This window comes from Enterobacter sp. CPE_E863 (assembly GCF_046521465.1).
GTDB lineage: Bacteria > Pseudomonadota > Gammaproteobacteria > Enterobacterales > Enterobacteriaceae > Enterobacter > Enterobacter adelaidei.
In genome coordinates, this window is sequence record NZ_JBKFZX010000001.1 from 3,829,623 (window position 1) to 3,847,606 (window position 17,984).

17 protein-coding genes are annotated in these 17,984 nt (G+C 56.0%); 5 read left to right on the forward strand and 12 right to left on the reverse strand.

Features of this window, described 5'->3' with window-relative positions; all coding sequences use genetic code 11:
- Positions 1 to 147: 147 nt before the first annotated feature.
- Together parC and ACLHV8_RS18825 are read right to left on the reverse strand one after the other, a co-directional pair.
- Positions 148 to 2,406: a DNA topoisomerase IV subunit A gene (gene parC, locus ACLHV8_RS18820; RefSeq protein ID WP_028017170.1), complete on the reverse strand. Its 2,259-nt coding sequence runs from the start codon at positions 2,404 to 2,406 to the stop codon at positions 148 to 150.
- 118 nt (positions 2,407 to 2,524) lie between these two features.
- Complete coding sequence (locus tag ACLHV8_RS18825; protein ID WP_208595002.1) at positions 2,525 to 2,926, reverse strand: YgiW/YdeI family stress tolerance OB fold protein; 402 nt, start codon at positions 2,924 to 2,926, stop codon at positions 2,525 to 2,527.
- A gap of 138 nt (positions 2,927 to 3,064) precedes the next feature.
- Between ACLHV8_RS18825 and qseB the strand changes: the two genes are divergently transcribed.
- The 4 genes from qseB (at position 3,065) to ACLHV8_RS18845 (ending at position 6,091) form a co-directional block, all read left to right on the forward strand.
- Positions 3,065 to 3,724 carry a quorum sensing response regulator transcription factor QseB gene (qseB, locus tag ACLHV8_RS18830; RefSeq protein WP_028017168.1) on the forward strand — a complete coding sequence of 220 codons (660 nt, stop codon included), beginning with the start codon at positions 3,065 to 3,067 and terminating at the stop codon, positions 3,722 to 3,724.
- Complete coding sequence (qseC, locus tag ACLHV8_RS18835; RefSeq protein ID WP_208595003.1) at positions 3,721 to 5,058, forward strand: quorum sensing histidine kinase QseC; 1,338 nt, start codon at positions 3,721 to 3,723, stop codon at positions 5,056 to 5,058. Before qseB ends, qseC begins: the two co-directional genes overlap by 4 nt.
- 105 nt (positions 5,059 to 5,163) lie before the next feature.
- Positions 5,164 to 5,745: an NAD(P)H-dependent oxidoreductase gene (locus ACLHV8_RS18840; protein WP_208595004.1), complete on the forward strand. Its 582-nt coding sequence runs from the start codon at positions 5,164 to 5,166 to the stop codon at positions 5,743 to 5,745.
- A gap of 31 nt (positions 5,746 to 5,776) precedes the next feature.
- On the forward strand, positions 5,777 to 6,091 hold the full coding sequence (locus ACLHV8_RS18845) for a putative quinol monooxygenase (protein WP_032640570.1): 315 nt from the start codon (positions 5,777 to 5,779) through the stop codon (positions 6,089 to 6,091).
- 45 nt (positions 6,092 to 6,136) lie between these two features.
- Here ACLHV8_RS18845 and ACLHV8_RS18850 read toward each other — a convergent pair whose 3' ends face one another.
- From ACLHV8_RS18850 to ACLHV8_RS18870, 5 genes are read right to left on the reverse strand one after another with little or no spacing between them, the layout of a single operon-like run.
- The gene (locus ACLHV8_RS18850) at positions 6,137 to 7,024 is read right to left on the reverse strand and encodes a MurR/RpiR family transcriptional regulator (RefSeq protein WP_028017165.1); all 888 of its coding nucleotides are present in this window, start codon (positions 7,022 to 7,024) and stop codon (positions 6,137 to 6,139) included.
- Entirely contained in the window at positions 7,021 to 7,971 is a 951-nt protein-coding gene (locus ACLHV8_RS18855) for an iron-siderophore ABC transporter substrate-binding protein (RefSeq protein WP_208595005.1), read from the reverse strand. The genes ACLHV8_RS18850 and ACLHV8_RS18855 overlap by 4 nt, the downstream gene beginning before the upstream one ends.
- A 10-nt stretch (positions 7,972 to 7,981) precedes the next feature.
- Positions 7,982 to 9,022: a FecCD family ABC transporter permease gene (locus tag ACLHV8_RS18860; protein ID WP_208595006.1), complete on the reverse strand. Its 1,041-nt coding sequence runs from the start codon at positions 9,020 to 9,022 to the stop codon at positions 7,982 to 7,984.
- Positions 9,019 to 10,002, reverse strand: coding sequence for a FecCD family ABC transporter permease (locus ACLHV8_RS18865; RefSeq protein ID WP_208595007.1), 984 nt, complete (start codon positions 10,000 to 10,002; stop codon positions 9,019 to 9,021). Before ACLHV8_RS18865 ends, ACLHV8_RS18860 begins: the two co-directional genes overlap by 4 nt.
- Entirely contained in the window at positions 9,999 to 10,811 is an 813-nt protein-coding gene (locus tag ACLHV8_RS18870) for an ABC transporter ATP-binding protein (protein WP_129324665.1), read from the reverse strand. Before ACLHV8_RS18870 ends, ACLHV8_RS18865 begins: the two co-directional genes overlap by 4 nt.
- 385 nt (positions 10,812 to 11,196) lie before the next feature.
- Between ACLHV8_RS18870 and ACLHV8_RS18875 the strand changes: the two genes are divergently transcribed.
- Entirely contained in the window at positions 11,197 to 13,338 is a 2,142-nt protein-coding gene (locus tag ACLHV8_RS18875) for a TonB-dependent siderophore receptor (RefSeq protein WP_208595008.1), read from the forward strand.
- A gap of 37 nt (positions 13,339 to 13,375) precedes the next feature.
- Here the strand turns inward: ACLHV8_RS18875 and parE are convergent, their stop codons facing one another.
- The 5 genes from parE to nudF are packed head-to-tail and all read right to left on the reverse strand — an operon-like array spanning position 13,376 to position 17,784.
- Positions 13,376 to 15,268: a DNA topoisomerase IV subunit B gene (gene parE / locus ACLHV8_RS18880; RefSeq protein WP_049005057.1), complete on the reverse strand. Its 1,893-nt coding sequence runs from the start codon at positions 15,266 to 15,268 to the stop codon at positions 13,376 to 13,378.
- Between the two features lie 28 nt (positions 15,269 to 15,296).
- A complete protein-coding gene (gene yqiA / locus ACLHV8_RS18885) occupies positions 15,297 to 15,878 on the reverse strand; it encodes an esterase YqiA (protein WP_028017158.1) in 582 nt (193 codons plus the stop codon).
- Complete coding sequence (gene cpdA, locus ACLHV8_RS18890; RefSeq protein ID WP_049005059.1) at positions 15,878 to 16,705, reverse strand: 3',5'-cyclic-AMP phosphodiesterase; 828 nt, start codon at positions 16,703 to 16,705, stop codon at positions 15,878 to 15,880. Before cpdA ends, yqiA begins: the two co-directional genes overlap by 1 nt.
- 27 nt (positions 16,706 to 16,732) lie before the next feature.
- Positions 16,733 to 17,155 (reverse strand): DUF1249 family protein, encoded by a 423-nt coding sequence (locus ACLHV8_RS18895; RefSeq protein ID WP_014833293.1) that lies wholly within the window; start codon positions 17,153 to 17,155, stop codon positions 16,733 to 16,735.
- A complete protein-coding gene (nudF, locus tag ACLHV8_RS18900; protein ID WP_028017156.1) occupies positions 17,152 to 17,784 on the reverse strand; it encodes an ADP-ribose diphosphatase in 633 nt (210 codons plus the stop codon). The genes ACLHV8_RS18895 and nudF overlap by 4 nt, the downstream gene beginning before the upstream one ends.
- Positions 17,785 to 17,984 lie beyond the last annotated feature (200 nt).

Here is a 17,984-nt window from a genome sequence, read left to right on the forward strand (position 1 = left end):
CCAACAGCTGACAATTATACTTCACCTGTGGCCAGGTAAGGACTTTATTACGAGCGCGTATTGTTAATCGCAACGCACGAATTAACAACGATTTTACGGGAAATTTTATTGAAACTCCCCCTCCGGACAGAGGGGGATATCACGACATTACTCTTCGCTGTCACCTGCGGTGCTGCGTGCAGGAGAGTCAATCTCCACGCGGTCAATACGCTGCAGGCCACGCATCAGTGAACCGCGACGGCCGCGCTCACCGACGACCTTCTGCAACTCTTCCGGACGAAGTTTGATTTTACGCTTACCGACATGAATGGTCAGCGTGCTCTGCGGCGGCAGAAGGAAGAGGTGCGCGAGACCATCTTCACCCTTCGCTGCTTCCGCCGACGGGATGTTGATGATCTTGTTACCCTTGCCTTTTGACAGTTCAGGCAGATCGCTAACCGGGAACATCAGCATACGCCCGGCGGTGGTGATCGCCAGCAGCATGTCACTCTCATTCTCAATCACCAGCGGCGGCATAACGTGGGCGTTATCCGGCAGGCTAATCAGCGCCTTACCGGCACGGTTGCGCGAGACAAGATCGTTAAAGGTACAGATAAAACCGTAACCGGCATCAGACGCCAGCAGCAGTTTCTGCTCGTCGGCTTCCATCAGCATATGGTCAACCGTGGCACCCGGCGGCAGCGTCAGCTTGCCGGTGAGCGGCTCGCCCTGCCCGCGCGCGGAAGGCAGCGTGATTGGGTCAATCGCGTAGCTACGGCCCGTAGAATCGATAAACGCCACCGGCTGGTTGCTCTTACCTTTCACGGCGGCTTTGAAGCTGTCGCCCGCTTTGTAGCTCAGCCCTGGCGCGTCGATGTCGTGGCCTTTAGCGCTGCGCACCCAGCCGCTTTGCGACAGGACAATGGTCACCGGTTCGGACGGCTGCATGTCGTGCTCGTTCATTGCCTTCGCTTCTTCGCGCTCGTGCAGCGGAGAACGACGGTCGTCGCCGAAAGCATCGGCATCGGCCTGCAGCTCTTTTTTCAGCAGGTTGTTCATCTTGCGTTCGGACGCGAGGATCGCCTGCAGCTGATCGCGCTCTTTTTCCAGATCGCTCTGCTCACCGCGGATCTTCATCTCTTCCAGTTTGGCAAGATGGCGCAGTTTCAGTTCGAGGATCGCTTCGGCCTGGGTTTCGCTGATGCCAAAACGCGACATCAATGCAGGCTTAGGCTCGTCCTCGGTACGAATGATCTCAATCACTTCGTCGATATTGAGGAACGCCACCAGCAAACCTTCGAGGATATGCAGGCGCTTAAGCACTTTCTCCAGACGGTGGTTCAGACGACGGCGTACCGTATCGCGGCGGAACGTCAGCCATTCGGTGAGGATCTCCAGCAGGTTTTTCACCGCCGGACGCCCGTCGAGGCCAATCATGTTCAGGTTGATGCGGTAGCTTTTTTCCAGATCGGTGGTGGCAAACAGGTGGTTCATCACCTGCTCCATGTCCACGCGGTTGGAACGCGGCACGATCACCAGACGAGTCGGGTTCTCGTGATCCGATTCATCGCGCAGATCGTCCACCATCGGCAACTTCTTATTGCGCATCTGGGCGGCAATCTGTTCCAGCACTTTGGCGCCGGAGACCTGATGCGGCAGCGCGGTGATCACCACCGCACCGTCTTCTTTGGTCCACACCGCGCGCATACGCACGGAGCCGCGACCGTTCTGGTAGATTTTACGGATTTCCGCGCGGGAGGTGATGATCTCCGCTTCGGTTGGATAGTCCGGCCCCTGCACAATATCCAGCAGCTCGTCCAGCGAGGTTTTCGGCTGTTCAATCAGGGTGATGGCGGCTTTCGCCACTTCACGCAGGTTGTGCGGCGGGATGTCTGTCGCCATACCAACCGCGATACCGGTGGTGCCGTTCAGCAGGATGTTCGGCAGGCGCGCAGGCAGCATCTTCGGCTCCTGCAGCGTGCCGTCGAAGTTTGGCACCCAGTCAACGGTTCCCTGACCCAGTTCGCCCAGCAGCACTTCGGCATATTTAGACAGACGGGATTCGGTATAACGCATCGCTGCGAAGGATTTTGGATCGTCCGGCGCCCCCCAGTTCCCCTGGCCATCCACCAGTGGATAGCGGTAAGAGAACGGCTGTGCCATCAGCACCATCGCTTCATAACAGGCGCTGTCGCCGTGTGGATGGTATTTACCCAGTACATCACCAACGGTACGGGCGGATTTCTTGAACTTGGCGCTGGCATTCAGCCCCAGCTCGGACATCGCATAGACGATGCGGCGCTGAACAGGCTTCAGGCCATCCCCGATAAACGGCAACGCCCTGTCCATGATGACGTACATGGAGTAGTTCAGGTAGGCGTTTTCCGTGAATTCATGTAGCGCGAGGCGCTCTGCCATATCGCTCATTACGTGTGATTCCTCAACTCAGAAACCGAAGGGTTTCAGGCAATATTGCCGCAGATACTACCTTATCTGCCGTGTTGAGTCACAAAGAAAAAGGGCCGCTTATGCGGCCCTTTCCGGGTTATTTGTTCAGCTTAATAACCTGCTTCACGTCGATTTCGAAGTCGTTCCACTCTTTATCGACCTTACCCTGGATTTCCACTTTATCCTGTGGACTTACAGTCACGCCGTTCCAGCGCTTGTGGTCAATCTCCACGTTGACCGTGCCGGTCTCATCGCGGAAGGTATAGCGATCGTCGGACAGGCGCTGGGTGATGTTCCCGCGCAGCTTCACCCAGCTGTCATCCTTCATCTCTTTCACCTTCACCGCGGTGGTGAGGTTCGCGTCATTATCGACAAAGCCGCCTGCCTGCGTTTGGGTCTGGGTTTGTGTGGCCGACGGGCCGTTAAATCCACCCTGTGCAGCAAAAACAGGGGCAGTGGTCATCATCATGATGGCGGCAATTGCAGCGAATTTTCTCATATTAACTCTCCCTTTAATCTGGTTTCGCAGTCCATTTAACAGGGTAATCCTTAACAACTTCTTAAGGGAAAAATTTATTTATTATTGCTGTACAGCAGGCGCTTACAGAGGGTTTACTGACGACATCAAGGAGGGAACATGCGCATTTTACTGGTAGAAGATGACAGGTTAATCGGCGATGGCATCAAAGCGGGTTTAGGCAAAATGGGCTTTAGCGTGGACTGGTTTACCGACGGAAAAACGGGTCAGGCTGCACTGTATAGCGCGCCGTATGATGCCGTGGTGCTGGATCTGACGTTACCGGAAATCGACGGGCTTGAGATCCTGCGTGGCTGGCGCGAAAGCGGGCGCAGCGAACCGGTGCTGATCCTGACCGCGCGGGATGCACTGAACCAGCGTGTTGAAGGGTTGCGTCTGGGCGCGGATGATTACCTTTGTAAGCCGTTCGCCCTGATCGAGGTCGGTGCCCGTCTCGAAGCACTGGTCCGCCGCAGCCATGGACAGGCACGCAGCGAGCTTCGACACGGCAACGTCACGCTCGATCCGACCCGTCTCATCGCCACGCTGGACGGCGAAACGCTGACGCTCAAACCCAAAGAATTCGCGCTGCTTGAGCTGCTGATGCGTAATGCAGGCCGGGTGTTGCCGCGTAAGCTGATCGAAGAAAAACTGTATACTTGGGACGATGAGGTCTCCAGCAATGCCATCGAGGTTCACGTCCATCATCTGCGCCGTAAACTTGGCAGCGAGTTTATCCGCACCGTGCATGGCATCGGCTATACCCTGGGTGACGCATGAAACTGAGCCTGAAACTTCGCCTGACGCTTCTCTTCCTGCTGCTCTCTCTGACGGCCTGGTTTGCCGCCAGCCTGGTCGCCTGGCAGCAGACGACACACAAGCTCGATAAGCTGTTTGATACCCAGCAAATGCTATTTGCCAAACGGCTGCTGACAATGGATCTTGATGAGATCCGTGCCCCCGAGCGCATGCGTGAGATCCCAAAGAAAGCGAAGCATGGTCGTCTGGATGACGACGCGCTGGCTTTCGCCATCTATACCGTCGACGGCAAAATGATACTGAACGACGGGGAAAACGGGCGCGATATTCCGTACCACTATCGCCGCGACGGGTTTGATAACGGGCAGCTACAGGGCGACAACGACGAGTGGCGTTTTTTATGGCTGACCTCCCCCGACGGAAAGTACCGCGTGGTGATCGGCCAGGAGTGGGAGTACCGGCAGGATATGGCGCTGGATATAGTCAGTTCGCAGCTTACGCCGTGGCTGGTGGCGCTCCCCGTGATGCTGTTGTTGCTAATCCTTCTGTTAAGCCGTGAACTCAGGCCGCTGAAAAAACTGGCGCAGACCCTGCGCTCCCGCTCGCCAGATGCCACCGAACCGCTGACGGTTCAGGGTGTCCCCACGGAAGTGCGCCCCCTGCTCGACTCGCTGAATCATCTGTTCGCCCGCACCCAGGAGATGATGACCCGCGAGCGCCGTTTTACCTCCGATGCCGCCCACGAATTACGCAGTCCGCTGGCGGCCCTGAAAGTGCAAACTGACGTGGCACAGCTCTCCTCGGACGATCCGCAGGCGCAGGCAAAAGCGCTCACACAACTGCATGCGGGTATTGACCGTGCGTCCCGGCTGGTGGATCAACTTCTTACGCTGTCGCGTCTGGATTCACTGGATAATCTTGACGATGTCGAACCGATTACCCTTGCCGATTTACTGCAGTCGGCCGTGCTGGATATCTGGCATCCCGCTCAACAGGCAGGCATTGATATCCGGCTGAACATCAATGCGCCAGAGGTTACACGCACGGGTCAGCAGTTGCTCCTGAGCCTGCTTGTTCGCAACCTGCTGGATAACGCCATTCGTTATAGCCCGCGAGGCAGCGTGGTGGACGTGACGCTGGACACCCGAAGCTTTACCGTACGCGACAACGGCCCTGGTATTTCGCCTGATGCGCTGGCGCGCCTCGGCGAGCGATTTTATCGACCACCGGGTCAGGATGCCATGGGCAGCGGGCTCGGATTATCCATTGTGAAGCGCATCGCCGCCCTGCACGGTATGCGTGTTTCATTAAGCAATGCGGCGGAAGGCGGTTTTGAAGTGAAGGTCAGCTGGTAAGGGATTATTGCATTTAGCGCAAAAGACTTTGCACATTTTGCTCATTTTTCCGCTTCGTCCTCGCGCGTAGAATACCCGCCATACTCTCATCATCGAGGACAAATAATGAGCAACATTCTGATTATTAACGGTGCAAAAGAATTTGCGCACTCTAAAGGCCAGTTGAATGACACCCTGACCGAGGTCGCGGACGGTTTCCTGCGCGACGCCGGGCATGATGTTAAGGTCGTGCGTGCAGACAGCAACTATGACGTGAAAGCCGAAGTGCAGAACTTCCTGTGGGCTGACGTGGTGATCTGGCAGATGCCGGGCTGGTGGATGGCCGCGCCGTGGACCGTGAAAAAATACATGGATGACGTGTTCACTGAAGGTCACGGCTCTCTGTATGCCAGCGATGGCCGCACCCGCTCTGACGCGTCCAAAAAATACGGTTCAGGCGGTCTGATTCAGGGCAAAAAATATATGCTGTCACTGACCTGGAACGCCCCGCTGGAAGCCTTCACCGAGAAAGATCAGTTCTTCGAAGGCGTAGGCGTTGACGGCGCATACCTGCCGTTCCATAAGGCTAACCAGTTCCTGGGGATGGATCCGCTGCCAACCTTTATCGTCAACGACGTGATTAAAATGCCTGATGTCCCACGCTATATCGCAGAATATCGCAAGCATCTCGCGGAAATTTTTGCTTAACTGGTAGCCTGGAATTAAAGGAGTAGTAAACATGCTTACCGTTATCGCAGAAATCCGTACTCGTCCAGGTCAACATCACCGTCAGGCGGTGCTGGATCAGTTCGCGAAAATTATCCCGACCGTACTGAAAGAAGAAGGCTGCCATGGCTACGCGCCAATGGTGGATGCCGCCACTGACGCCAGCTTCCAGGCCACCGCGCCGGACTCGATCATCATGGTTGAGCAGTGGGAAACCGTCGCGCATCTTGAAGCGCACCTGCAGACCCCGCACATGAAAGCGTGGAGCGACGCGGTGAAGGGTGACGTGCTGGAAACCCACATCCGTATTCTGGAGCAAGGGGTTTAAGTTTCCCCCAGGCCCGGTAAGCGCTAGCGCCACCGGGCTTTGTTTTTAGCTGCTTTTCTTCCCCGGTTTTAATCCCCGATGAAACTCGTTGATCCGCTTCATTGATTTGATGGTGCGCTGCGGCTCGGTGGAGGCGACGGACACAATAATCATCTCCAGACACAGCAGTACCGTACCATGAAGTGGGATTTTGCCCTTTTCACCGCCGCGCGGGACGTGGATCACCACGCTGGCCTCTTTACTGAAACGCGAGTCCAGGGCGTTGGTCAGCAGGATAGTCGGAATACCGAGACGTTTTGCTTCACGCAGCGTGGTTTGCCCCTCCCGGTGCGCGGATTTCTGGGCCATCATCACCAGCACGTCACCGCGCTGAAGGGCGATGAGCTGTTCGGCAAGCCCTATTCCTGTGCGGTTAAGCGGTGTGGCGGGTAATCCCATACGGCTGAACAACCTGGCGGTGTACTCGGCCAGAATACCCGATGCGCCGATACCAAAAATCGCGACCTGCCTCGCCTGTGCCAGCAGTGAGACCGCCTGAGCCATCGCATAGCGGTTGTGGGGTTCGGATAACACGTCCAGAGTGTGCTGATGTCCCTCCAGCACAAAATCAATGCTCGCGTTGACGTCGCTGGTCAGTGTATTCACCGTGGTAGACATCTTTTCGCTGGAACTGACCACTGGGCCAAACCACTGCTCCAGCGTCTGTTTGAGATCGCGCAGCCCGGCGAACCCCAGCGCCTGAATGGCGCGAACGACGGTGGCATCCGAGGTTTTCAACTGCGTCGCGATCTCCATTGCGGTCTGTTCCATCACCGCTTCGCGGTTCTCATTGATATAGCTTGCCACCTGCAGCACGCGCGGCGTCAACTGGTGCGCACGCGAACGAAAGCGGTCACCGTAGACATCCACGCGCCCTTTCTCTTTGCGGATCACCGTGCTGCCTCCGGCAGTGGTCGCCCGGCGATCTGCGATTGCACCTGCGCGGCCATCAGGCCTAAAGACGCGAAGGAATTCGAGATGGCCTCTTCACGTGAGATCAGCACGTAGTGTCCGGTTCGGCAGGCGTTCAGGAACTGACACCAGCCAGGCATTACCGCCTCCATCGCTGCCAGCTCGTCCTGCGGTTTACCGCCCGTATCCCCACGCCAGGTGGCGAAGACGAAATCAGCATCCAGCTCCGGCAGGCGCTCGGCGCTGACGTCAATCCGTCCCCCTTCCGGGATGGCCTCAATTAGCGGCGGGAAGGTGAACCCGGCATCACGCAGTACACGCCCCAACGAGTGGTAGCTGTGCATGGCGTTAATCTTTCCCTGATTCGCCTGAATCACTGATACGCTAATTTTACGGGTATCCACCGTCGCTTTCAGCGCGTTGATTTGTTCCTTATAGCGGCGCTCCAGGATCTTCAGTCGCGCCTGCGTTCCGGTAAGTTGCGCCAGTTTGCGGTAGATTTCCGGCGCACCGCCGTCGAGATGATCGATGCTCACCGTCGGGGCAATTTTTTGCAGCTGTTCCACCGGCGTGTTGCGGGTCGGCTCAGTGATAATCAGATCCGGTTTTGCAGCGGCGATGGCCTCAATGTCGATATCCGCAGTGCCGATAAACTTGATGTCGGAATTATCGAAATCGACGCCCGTTAGCATGCCGCTGGAGCGCAGAAAATGGCTGCCGTCCGGTCGCGTACGGCCGTGGCTGGCTACCGGCGGTACGCCAAGCTCAATGAGCGGGATGGTGATATCCAGGTCATGCAGCGAGACAATCCGTTTCGGATGAACTGGCACAACAACCTTGCGCCCCAAATCATCGGTAAATGTCTGAGTCGGTTCTGCCGCGCTCACCGCAAACCCGACCAGCAACAACATCGAAAAAAGTACGCGCATCCTCAGTCCCCTAAAATCTGTCCCGACGCTGCCAGAGCAACAGCAGGAAAAACGGTCCGCCAATCAATGAAATCACAATTCCCGCTGGCAGTTGCAGCGGGAGAAATGCCAGACGGCCAACGTTATCCGCCAGCAGCACCAGCAGCGCACCCAGCACAGCACTTCCCGTCAGGAGCGCGGTTTGCCCACCACGCAGCAGCAGACGTGCCATATGCGGGGCAATGAGTCCCACGAAACCAATACTGCCTACGCAGGAGACGCAGGCCGCCGTCAGCACCACCGGGGCGAGAACGCGCAGCAGCGCCAGTCGGGTTGTACGCACGCCCAGGCCTGTTGCGGCCTGATTACCGAGTAACGCAACATCGGCGGCGCGCGCGGTAAACAGTAACAACGCAAACGCGGGAAGCGTCCAGAGTGCAGCCAGCCCCACCAGCGTCCAGTTTGCCGCATGCAGGCTTCCTGCCAGCCAGAGCATTGCCGTCTGCACGTCACGCACGTCGGCGGTGGTCATAAAGACGCCCATTGCAGCAGCAAAGGCCCATGACACGCCGATGCCAATCAGGATGAATCGCGGGCGCGAAATATCACGCGCCAGCAAGATCACCAGCATCGCAGTGAGTAGTCCCCCGGCCATTCCTGCCAGCGGACGCCAGGCCAGGCTCAACTCCGGGAACTGAAAGATCAGCACCAGCACTGCCGCACTGCAGCCCTCTTTCACGCCAATAAGACCGGGATCGGCCAGGCCATTGCGGGTGATGGACTGCATGGCCGCCCCGGCCATACCGAGCATTGCGCCGCACAGTATCGCCATCAGCAGGCGCGGCAGACGAATATCCATCACGATATAGTGCGCCTCTGCTGTCAGACCTTCAGGAGAAAACAGCGCGCGGGCAATAGCGGAGGTGGGAATGGGCAACGAACCGTGCGTCAGACCAAAGCCCAGCAGACTTAATGCCACCAGTGCTAAAAACGCCAGGCATGCCAGCGTCTTCGGGCGAACCAATGCCGACAGGCGACCAATACGGATCGCGCGGAGTCCGGCCCGGTTCATTTGAACATCCTCGACGCCATGAAAATGAAGACTGGTGCGCCAACCAGGGCTGTCATGATGCCGGTTGCCAGCTCCCAGGGCGTAAACAATGTACGGGCGGCAATATCTGCCAGCAGCAGAACCAGCGCGCCACACAGGGCAGACAGCGGCACCATCACGCGTAAATCGACCGACACCAGACGGCGAATGAGCTGCGGCACGACCAGGCCGATAAAGCCAATCGGCCCGGCGATAGAGACGGCCGCACCGCAGAGCAGCGCGATGGCCAGCAGGGCGAGCAGGCGAGTTTTCAGCAGCGATACGCCAAGCCCCTGCGCCATCCGGTCGCCCAGAGCCAGCATATTGAGCGACGGCGACACTCCGATAGCGAGAACAAAACCGGCAGCAGCAGCCCACAGGGCACTCCGGAGCGTTTCTTGTTTTATCCCCGCTAAATCCCCCGCCAGCCAGGTTCGCAGGGCGAGCAGGGTCTGTTCATCCAGAATCAGGACTGCGGCAGTCACTGATGAGGCAAATGCCGACAGTGCCACGCCACACAGCGTCACTTTCATGGGTGTGAGCCCGGTGCGGCCAGACGAGGAGAACATCAGCACCAGCAAAAACAGCGCGGCGGCACCGGCGGCGGCAACGAGCGGGCGACCAAACGGCAGCGTCATTCCGAGCGCACTCGTCAGCACCACCGCCAGCGCCGCACCGGCATTCAGCCCCAGAATATGCGGTTCACCGAGCGGGTTGCGGATCACGGACTGCAGCAGGACGCCCGCCACGCCGAGCGCGGCGCCTGTCACCATCGCGGCGCTGAGGCGCAGCAGTCTTAATTTGATAATGACGTTATGATCGAAATTATGGGGATTAAAATCAAAAAACGCCTGGACCACCGTCAGCGGAGGAATAACGCGCGCGCCGATACCCAGGTGGGCGATCGCCCCCATCATCAGCAGTAACGCAAAGAGAATAAAAGCCAGCGTCGTGCGTATCATGGTTTTTCAGTGACCTGACGAAACGGCATAAAAAACGGTTTGCCGGTTAACGGGTTAACCGACATATGCACGTCGACATCAAACACCGCTTTGATCAGTTCCGGCGTGCAGGCATCGCCCTCATGCAATACGCCTTCAACTTTCCCCTGACGTAAAAAGATCAGTGAATCACCGTAGTTCACCGCGAAATTAAGATCGTGCAGCACCACCACGACGGTGCGTCCGTGCTGGCGGGTCAGCGTATGCAGCAATTCCAGGATCTCCACTTGATAGCGGAGATCGAGAAAGGTTGTCGGTTCATCCAGCAGGATATACGGCGTTTGCTGCGCCAGGGCCATGGCGATCCAGCAGCGCTGGCGCTGGCCGCCGGACAAGCTTTCGACCGACAGATGCGCAAACTCCGCCGTCCCCGTCAGGTGAAGCGCCTCTTCAACAGCCCGTTCGTCCTCGTCGCTCCACTGGCGCATAAAATTTTGCCAGGGAAAGCGCCCGCGAGAAACCAGCTCAAAGACGGTTAACCCTTCCGGCAGCAGCGGAGACTGAGGAAGGATACCCAACTGACGGGCAACCGTTTTGGTCGGCTGCTCATGAATGGCTTTACCGTCCAGCAGCGCGGTGCCCCCGAGCGGCTGCAGCAGTCGCGCGATAGTGCTCAACAGTGTGGACTTTCCACAGCCGTTCGCCCCTACCAGCACCGTCATTTTCTGCTGAGGGATCGCAAGGGAGATATCATCAACGATGATTTTTTTCTGATAACCCGCAGAGAGGTTCTCCAGAACCAGTCCCGATTTTTTCGTGTTGTAAGTCACGTGAACGCCAACGTAATGAAAAACTAACAAATAAAAATAAAACTCATTCTCTTTTGAGAAGTTTGACGCGGCGCCATGTAGTAGTCAAGCGAAGAAACACCCTGGCAAAAACAGGGATAAGCAAGAAATTAATCGAAAACACAAAACCTCATAAATACATTAATTTCATCACGTTAAATGCAATTTCGTTTCGTTTTTACGTGTGATTTTCGGCTGTAGTCGATTTTTGTTTTTTTCCATTTACTACTACATTCTCACGTGATTGAATGATTCTCAATTACATGTTCGATGCCTGAACAGGCTAACGGACAGACCATTAAGGGCAATGACTCACACATTCTTCCGCAAACATTCATGTGCGGGATATTTCGGGAAAACAGATGTAATGGCTACGTACACACCTTCTCTCTCTGGGGCAAAAGGGCGCGCGCTCTTTTCACTGCTGTTTATGGCGCCGTTGGTACAGGCAGCGGACAACACAACGGCTAAAGACGGCGAAACGCTTACCGTCATCGCCAGTCCGAATGCCACGGCAGATGCTACAAATGGCTATCAGCCGTTGAATACCTCCACCGCGACACTGACCAACATGCCAATGCTGGATATCCCGCAGGTGGTCAATACCGTCAGCGATAAGGTGCTGGAAGATCAGCACGCCACTACGCTGGATGAAGCGCTCTATAACGTCAGCAACGTGGTGCAAACCAATACTCTGGGCGGTACGCAGGATGCATTTGTTCGTCGTGGGTTTGGCGCGAACCGCGACGGGTCAATCATGACCAACGGTCTGCGCACCGTCCTGCCGCGCAGTTTTAATGCCGCAACCGAGCGCGTGGAAGTGCTTAAAGGCCCGGCCTCAACGCTGTATGGCATTCTCGATCCTGGCGGTTTGATTAACGTCGTCACTAAACGCCCGGAGAAGACCTTCGGCGGCTCACTTTCTGCCACTTCTTCCAGCTTTGGCGGCGGTACCGGCCAGGTTGATGTTACCGGCCCAATTGAAGGCACGCGTCTGGCGTATCGTCTCACGGGTGAGTATCAGGACGAAGATTACTGGCGCAATTTTGGCAACGAGCGCAGCACCTTTATCGCACCGTCGCTGACCTGGTTTGGCGATGATGCCACCGTGACCGTGCTCTATTCGCATCGCGACTATAAGACACCATTCGATCGCGGAACGATCTTCGATCTCAACACCAAACAGCCGGTAAACGTTGATCGCAAAACGCGTTTTGATGAACCGTTTAACATCACCGATGGTCAGTCAGACCTGGCGCAGCTCAACGCAGAATATCGCCTGAACAGCCAGTGGACCGCAAAGTTCGACTACAGCTTTAGCCAGGATAAATACAGCGATAACCAGGCCCGCGTAATGGCCTACGATTCAAAAACTGGCAACCTGACCCGCCGCGTAGATGCGACGCAAGGCTCGACCCAGCGGATGCATACGTCGCGTGCGGATCTGCAGGGGAATGTGGACATCGCTGGCTTCTACAACGAGATCCTGACCGGCGTATCGTATGAGAATTACGATCTGCTGCGTACGGATATGATCCGCTGTAAAAACGTCAAAGATTTCAATATCTATAACCCGACGTATGGCAACCTTAGCAAGTGCACCACTGTCTCAGCGTCAGACAGCGACCAGACCATCAAGCAAGAGAGCTACTCCGCCTACGCTCAGGACGCGCTGTACCTGACCGATAAATGGATCGCCGTCGCCGGATTACGCTATCAGTATTACACACAGTACGCCGGTAAAGGTCGCCCGTTCAACGTCAATACCGACAGCCGCGACGACCAGTGGACACCGAAGCTGGGGCTGGTTTACAAACTCACGCCAGCGGTCTCGCTGTTTGCCAACTATTCCCAGACGTTTATGCCGCAATCGTCCATTGCGAGCTACATCGGCGATCTGCCGCCAGAAACATCAAATGCGTATGAAATTGGCGCTAAGTTTGACCTGTTTGACGGTATTACTGCCAATATCGCACTGTTTGATATTCACAAACGCAACGTGTTGTACACCGAAAGCATCGCGGGAGAAACCGTCGCAAAAACCGCTGGGCGTGTGCGTTCGCAGGGTGTAGAGGTGGATCTGGCAGGGTCCCTGACGGAAAACACCAATATTATTGCCAGCTACGGCTATACCGACGCAAAAGTGCTGGAAGACCCGGACTATGCAGGCAAACCGCTGCCGAACGTGCCACGCCATACCGGCTCACTGTTCCTGACCTATGACATTCACAATGCGATCGGCGGAAATACGTTGACGCTTGGCGGGGGTGGACACGGCGTGAGCCGTCGCTCAGCGACCAACGGCGCGGACTATTATTTACCGGGCTATTTTGTTGCCGATGCCTTTGCGGCCTATAAGATGAAACTGCAGTATCCGGTGACGCTGCAGGTGAACGTGAAGAACCTGTTTGATAAGACTTACTACACCTCATCTATCGCGACCAATAACCTGGGCAACCAGATTGGCGACCCGCGCGAAGTGCAGTTTACGGTGAAGATGGAGTTTTGACATAAAAAAAGCCCTGCATCGCAGGGCTTTTTCAGCATCAGGCTTCAATATCCGCCATATCGCCTTTCTCCTGCAGCCAGTTACGTCGGTCTTCCGAACGTTTCTTGGCAAGGAGCATATCCATCATCGCGTTGGTTTGCTGCTCGTCTTCGTCACTGATCGTCAGTTGCACCAGACGACGCGTGTTGGGATCCAGCGTGGTTTCGCGCAGCTGCATCGGGTTCATCTCACCCAGCCCTTTAAAGCGCTGGACGTTCGGTTTGCCCTTCTTACGCTTCAGCTGTTCCAGCACACCCGCTTTTTCTTCTTCCGTCAGCGCGTAATACACTTCTTTGCCGAGGTCGATACGGTACAGCGGCGGCAGCGCCACGTGAACGTGGCCGTTTTTCACCAGCGTGCGGAAGTGCTTCACAAACAGTGCGCACAGCAGCGTAGCGATGTGCAAACCATCGGAGTCCGCATCCGCAAGGATACAGATCTTACCGTAGCGCAGCTGGCTCAGATCGTCGCTGTCAGGATCGATGCCGATCGCCACCGAGATATCATGCACTTCCTGCGAGGCCAGCACTTCATCTGAAGAGACCTCCCAGGTGTTCAGGATCTTACCCTTGAGCGGCATGATCGCCTGGTATTCACGATCGCGCGCCTGTTTGGCCGATCCACCCGCCGAGTCGCCTTCCACGAGGAACAGTTCGGTACGGTTGAGATCCTGCGCGGTACAGTCCGCCAGTTTGCCCGGCAGCGCGGGGCCGCTGGTCAGCTTTTTACGCACCACTTTCTTCGCGGCACGCAGACGACGCTGGGCGCTGGAAATGGCCATTTCAGCCAGCATCTCTGCCGCCTGAACGTTCTGGTTCAGCCACAGGGTAAACGCATCTTTCACCACGCCGGAGACAAACGCCGCACACTGACGTGACGACAAACGCTCTTTGGTCTGACCGGCAAACTGCGGATCCTGCATTTTCACAGAGAGTACGTAGGCGCAACGATCCCAGATATCTTCCGCCGACAGCTTCACGCCGCGCGGCAGAATGTTACGGTATTCGCAGAACTCGCGCATCGCGTCCAGCAGCCCCTGGCGCAGGCCGTTGACGTGCGTACCGCCGAGCATGGTGGGGATCAGGTTAACGTAGCTTTCGGTCAGCAGCTCACCGCCTTCCGGCAGCCACAGCAGCGCCCAGTCCACCGCTTCGGTATCGCCGGTGAAATTGCCGACGAACGGTTTTTCCGGCAGCGTCGGCAGGCCGTTTACCGCTTCGCACAGATAGTCGTTAAGACCGTCTTCATAGCGCCAGCTCTGCTCGGTGTTGTTAACGTTGTCTTTAAAGGTGATTTCCACGCCGGGGCAGAGCACCGCTTTGGCTTTCAGCAGGTGCGTCAGGCGGGAAACGGAGAAGCGCGGGCTGTCGAAGAAACTTTCGTCAGGCCAGAAGTGAACGCTGGTGCCGGTGTTGCGTTTACCGCACGTGCCGACGACCTGCAGATCCTGCACCTTCTCACCATTTTCAAACGCGATGTTGTAGACCTGACCATCACGGCGGACGTTTACTTCCACGCGCTTAGACAGGGCGTTAACCACAGAGATCCCCACGCCGTGTAAACCACCAGAGAACTGATAGTTTTTGTTGGAGAACTTGCCGCCTGCATGCAGCCGGCAGAGGATCAGCTCAACGGCCGGGACGCCCTCTTCCGGGTGGATATCCACCGGCATACCGCGTCCGTCGTCAATGACTTCCAGCGACTGATCGGCATGCAGGATGACGTCAACGCGTTTGGCATGGCCCGCCAGCGCTTCGTCCACACTGTTATCAATAACTTCCTGGCCCAGGTGGTTTGGGCGCGTCGTATCGGTGTACATCCCCGGGCGGCGGCGAACCGGCTCAAGCCCGGTGAGGACCTCAATGGCATCAGCGTTATAGGTTTGCGTCATGATTTAAACTAGCAATTCGCATTGATTGTCAGTGGCTGTGCAGTCCAAGAAAATCGACAATCTGGGTGAAATGATTCTCAAAGCCCGTGAAAGCATGGTTTCCGCCCTCTTCTATAGTCTGGCGGCAGGATGCGTAATACGCCACTGCCTGGCGGTAATCCAGCACTTCATCACCCGTCTGTTGCAGCAGCCAGATAAGATCCGGCGCTTCAAGCGGGTCAACCTGCATAACTTTGAGATCGTAAATATGGCGTGACTCTAGCACATATTGCTGGCCGGTGTAGGGGTTCTCGTTTGCGCCAAGAAAGTCACGGAGCAGCTCAAATGGCCGTACCGCCGGGTTAACAACAACTGCGGGCAGCATAAAGCATTGCGAGAGCCAGGTGGCGTAGTATCCGCCCAGCGATGAGCCGACCACACCGAATGATTCGCCGCCGTGTTCAAGCACAATAGATTCCAGCATCTCCGCGGCTTCCGCCGGGTAAGGAGGCAGCTGCGGGATAATCATCTCAACATCGGGATGATGCTCGCTCAGCCACTGGCGAAACTGTGTCGCTTTTGCGGAGCGCGGCGAGCTGTTGAATCCGTGTAGATAAAGGAGCGTAGACATCAATAGCCTTCTGAAGCGGTGTCCGGACGGAATTTTGCGCCTGTCAAACGACAGACTTCCGTGGTCAGCGAACCATTAGCATGCAGTTCCAGCCAGCGCCAGCCTGGTGCGATGGTATCAAGCGTAAAGTTGGCACAGTGCGGCTTAAACTGAACGCAGGTCGATGGCGTCGCCAGCATACGGCGACCATTCCAGTCGAGATCCTGTTCCTGATGGATATGTCCGCACAGGAGATTCTTCACACGCGGGAATTTCGCCAGCACGCGATCCAGCGCAGCAGAATTACGCAGACTGTGCTGATCGAGCCAGCTGCAACCCGCTGGCAGAGGGTGATGATGAAGTAATAACAGCGTATGACGTTCAGGTTCAGCAGCCAGTTTGGTCTCCAGCCAGTCGAGCTGGAACTCGCTTAACTCACCGTGCGGGACACCAAACACCTGGCTATCCAGCAGCAGGATCTGCCACTGTTCACCCGCAAAGACACATTTTGCCGGAGAAATACCCGCATCCTGGAGGGCATTGTACATAGCCGGCTGGAAATCGTGGTTTCCAGGTAGCCAGACGCAAGGCACACTGAAGCTCGCGATGCCTTCAGCAAAATGCTGGTAGGCCGCGGAGGATTGGTCCTGCGCCAGATCGCCCGTTGCGACAATCAGATCGCATGCACGATTTTCAGCGTGAATGGCGCTAAGTACCGCCTGATAGCTCTCCCAGGTGTTGACCCCCAGCAGAGTTTCATGCTTTTCGGCAAAAAGGTGGGTATCGGTGATTTGTAATATCCTGACTGGCGCCCCACCAGCAACAGTCAGGTTCAACAGGCTTTCCAAATGGTGTCCTTAGGTAGGTTTATGACGCTAACAAACCGGAATCGCCATTGCTCCATGTGCTAAACAATATCTTAGCCAGTCAGCTAAAAACTGGTTAATTTGATGCTTTTCGTCGCGTTGATGCAACTTTTTATTCGGGTAATCATACCGTGCCTTGAAGCGAAAGATCTGCTGACTTGAACACACTTCAGCGACCATTGCATCGTGATAGAGGCGCACCGTCATCGACGGCAGGCTCCAGTAGCTAATACTGGGTGCCGTTTGCTCAATCTCCACCAGCGTAGTGTAGCGCGTTGATTCTGTTATCGTTAACCGATACTGCGCGTTGCTCACCTGATAGCTTACCGTTTCGCCGGGTGCGTCATTTTTCGGCAGCAGGCGGCGCAATTGTGCGAAATTGGTTTCGCACAGGCGCATCATTTCTGGGAAGTCAGGTGTATAACGCTTCATTTTTTCCACTCGTTTCGTAATGTCTGATAATGCAGTTGCAGCCATTGCAGGGCGATGACAGACGCTGCGTTGTCGATTTTCCCCTCTTCTACCCACTGATAAGCCTGTTCCCGGCTCACCACATGAACCCGAATATCTTCGTTTTCATCTGCCAGACCGTGGATCCCTTCCGCCGTCGTGGCATCCACTTCGCCTACCATAATGGAAAGGCGCTCGCTGGTGCCCCCCGGGCTTGCCAGATAGCTCAGCACCGGTTTTGTACGTCCCACCACCAATCCTGCTTCTTCCAGTGCCTCACGGCGGGCAACGTCTTCGACCGATTCGCCCTCTTCGATCATCCCGGCTACCATCTCCAGTAACCACGGGCTCTCGCTGACGTCGTAAGCCGCAATTCGGATCTGTTCCACCAGCACAACTTCGTCGCGCACTGGGTCAAAGGGTAGCAAGACTGCCGCATGCCCGCGCTCAAAAATTTCGCGTCTGATTTCGCCGCTCATTTCACCGTTAAACAGGCGATGCCTGAAACGGTAAAGTTCCATCGAAAAAAAACCGCTATAAAGCATTTCTCGTGCAATAATTTCTACATCGTTTTTGGCGAATGTCACGGGCAACTTTTCTGGTTTCTGCATGAGTCGAGTCCTGGTAGCAATGGTGATGAAATTGTGAATTTCAAGGCTGTTTGGCTGCCGTTTGCAAGGCTATATGTTAGATTGGTGCAAATTACCGCCAGATGGCACGTAACGCCAACCTTTTGGTATGGAAGATTCTGTTAGAATCGGCAATTATTTTTTAATTAGATCAGCGCTAATACTGCTTCACAACAAGGAAT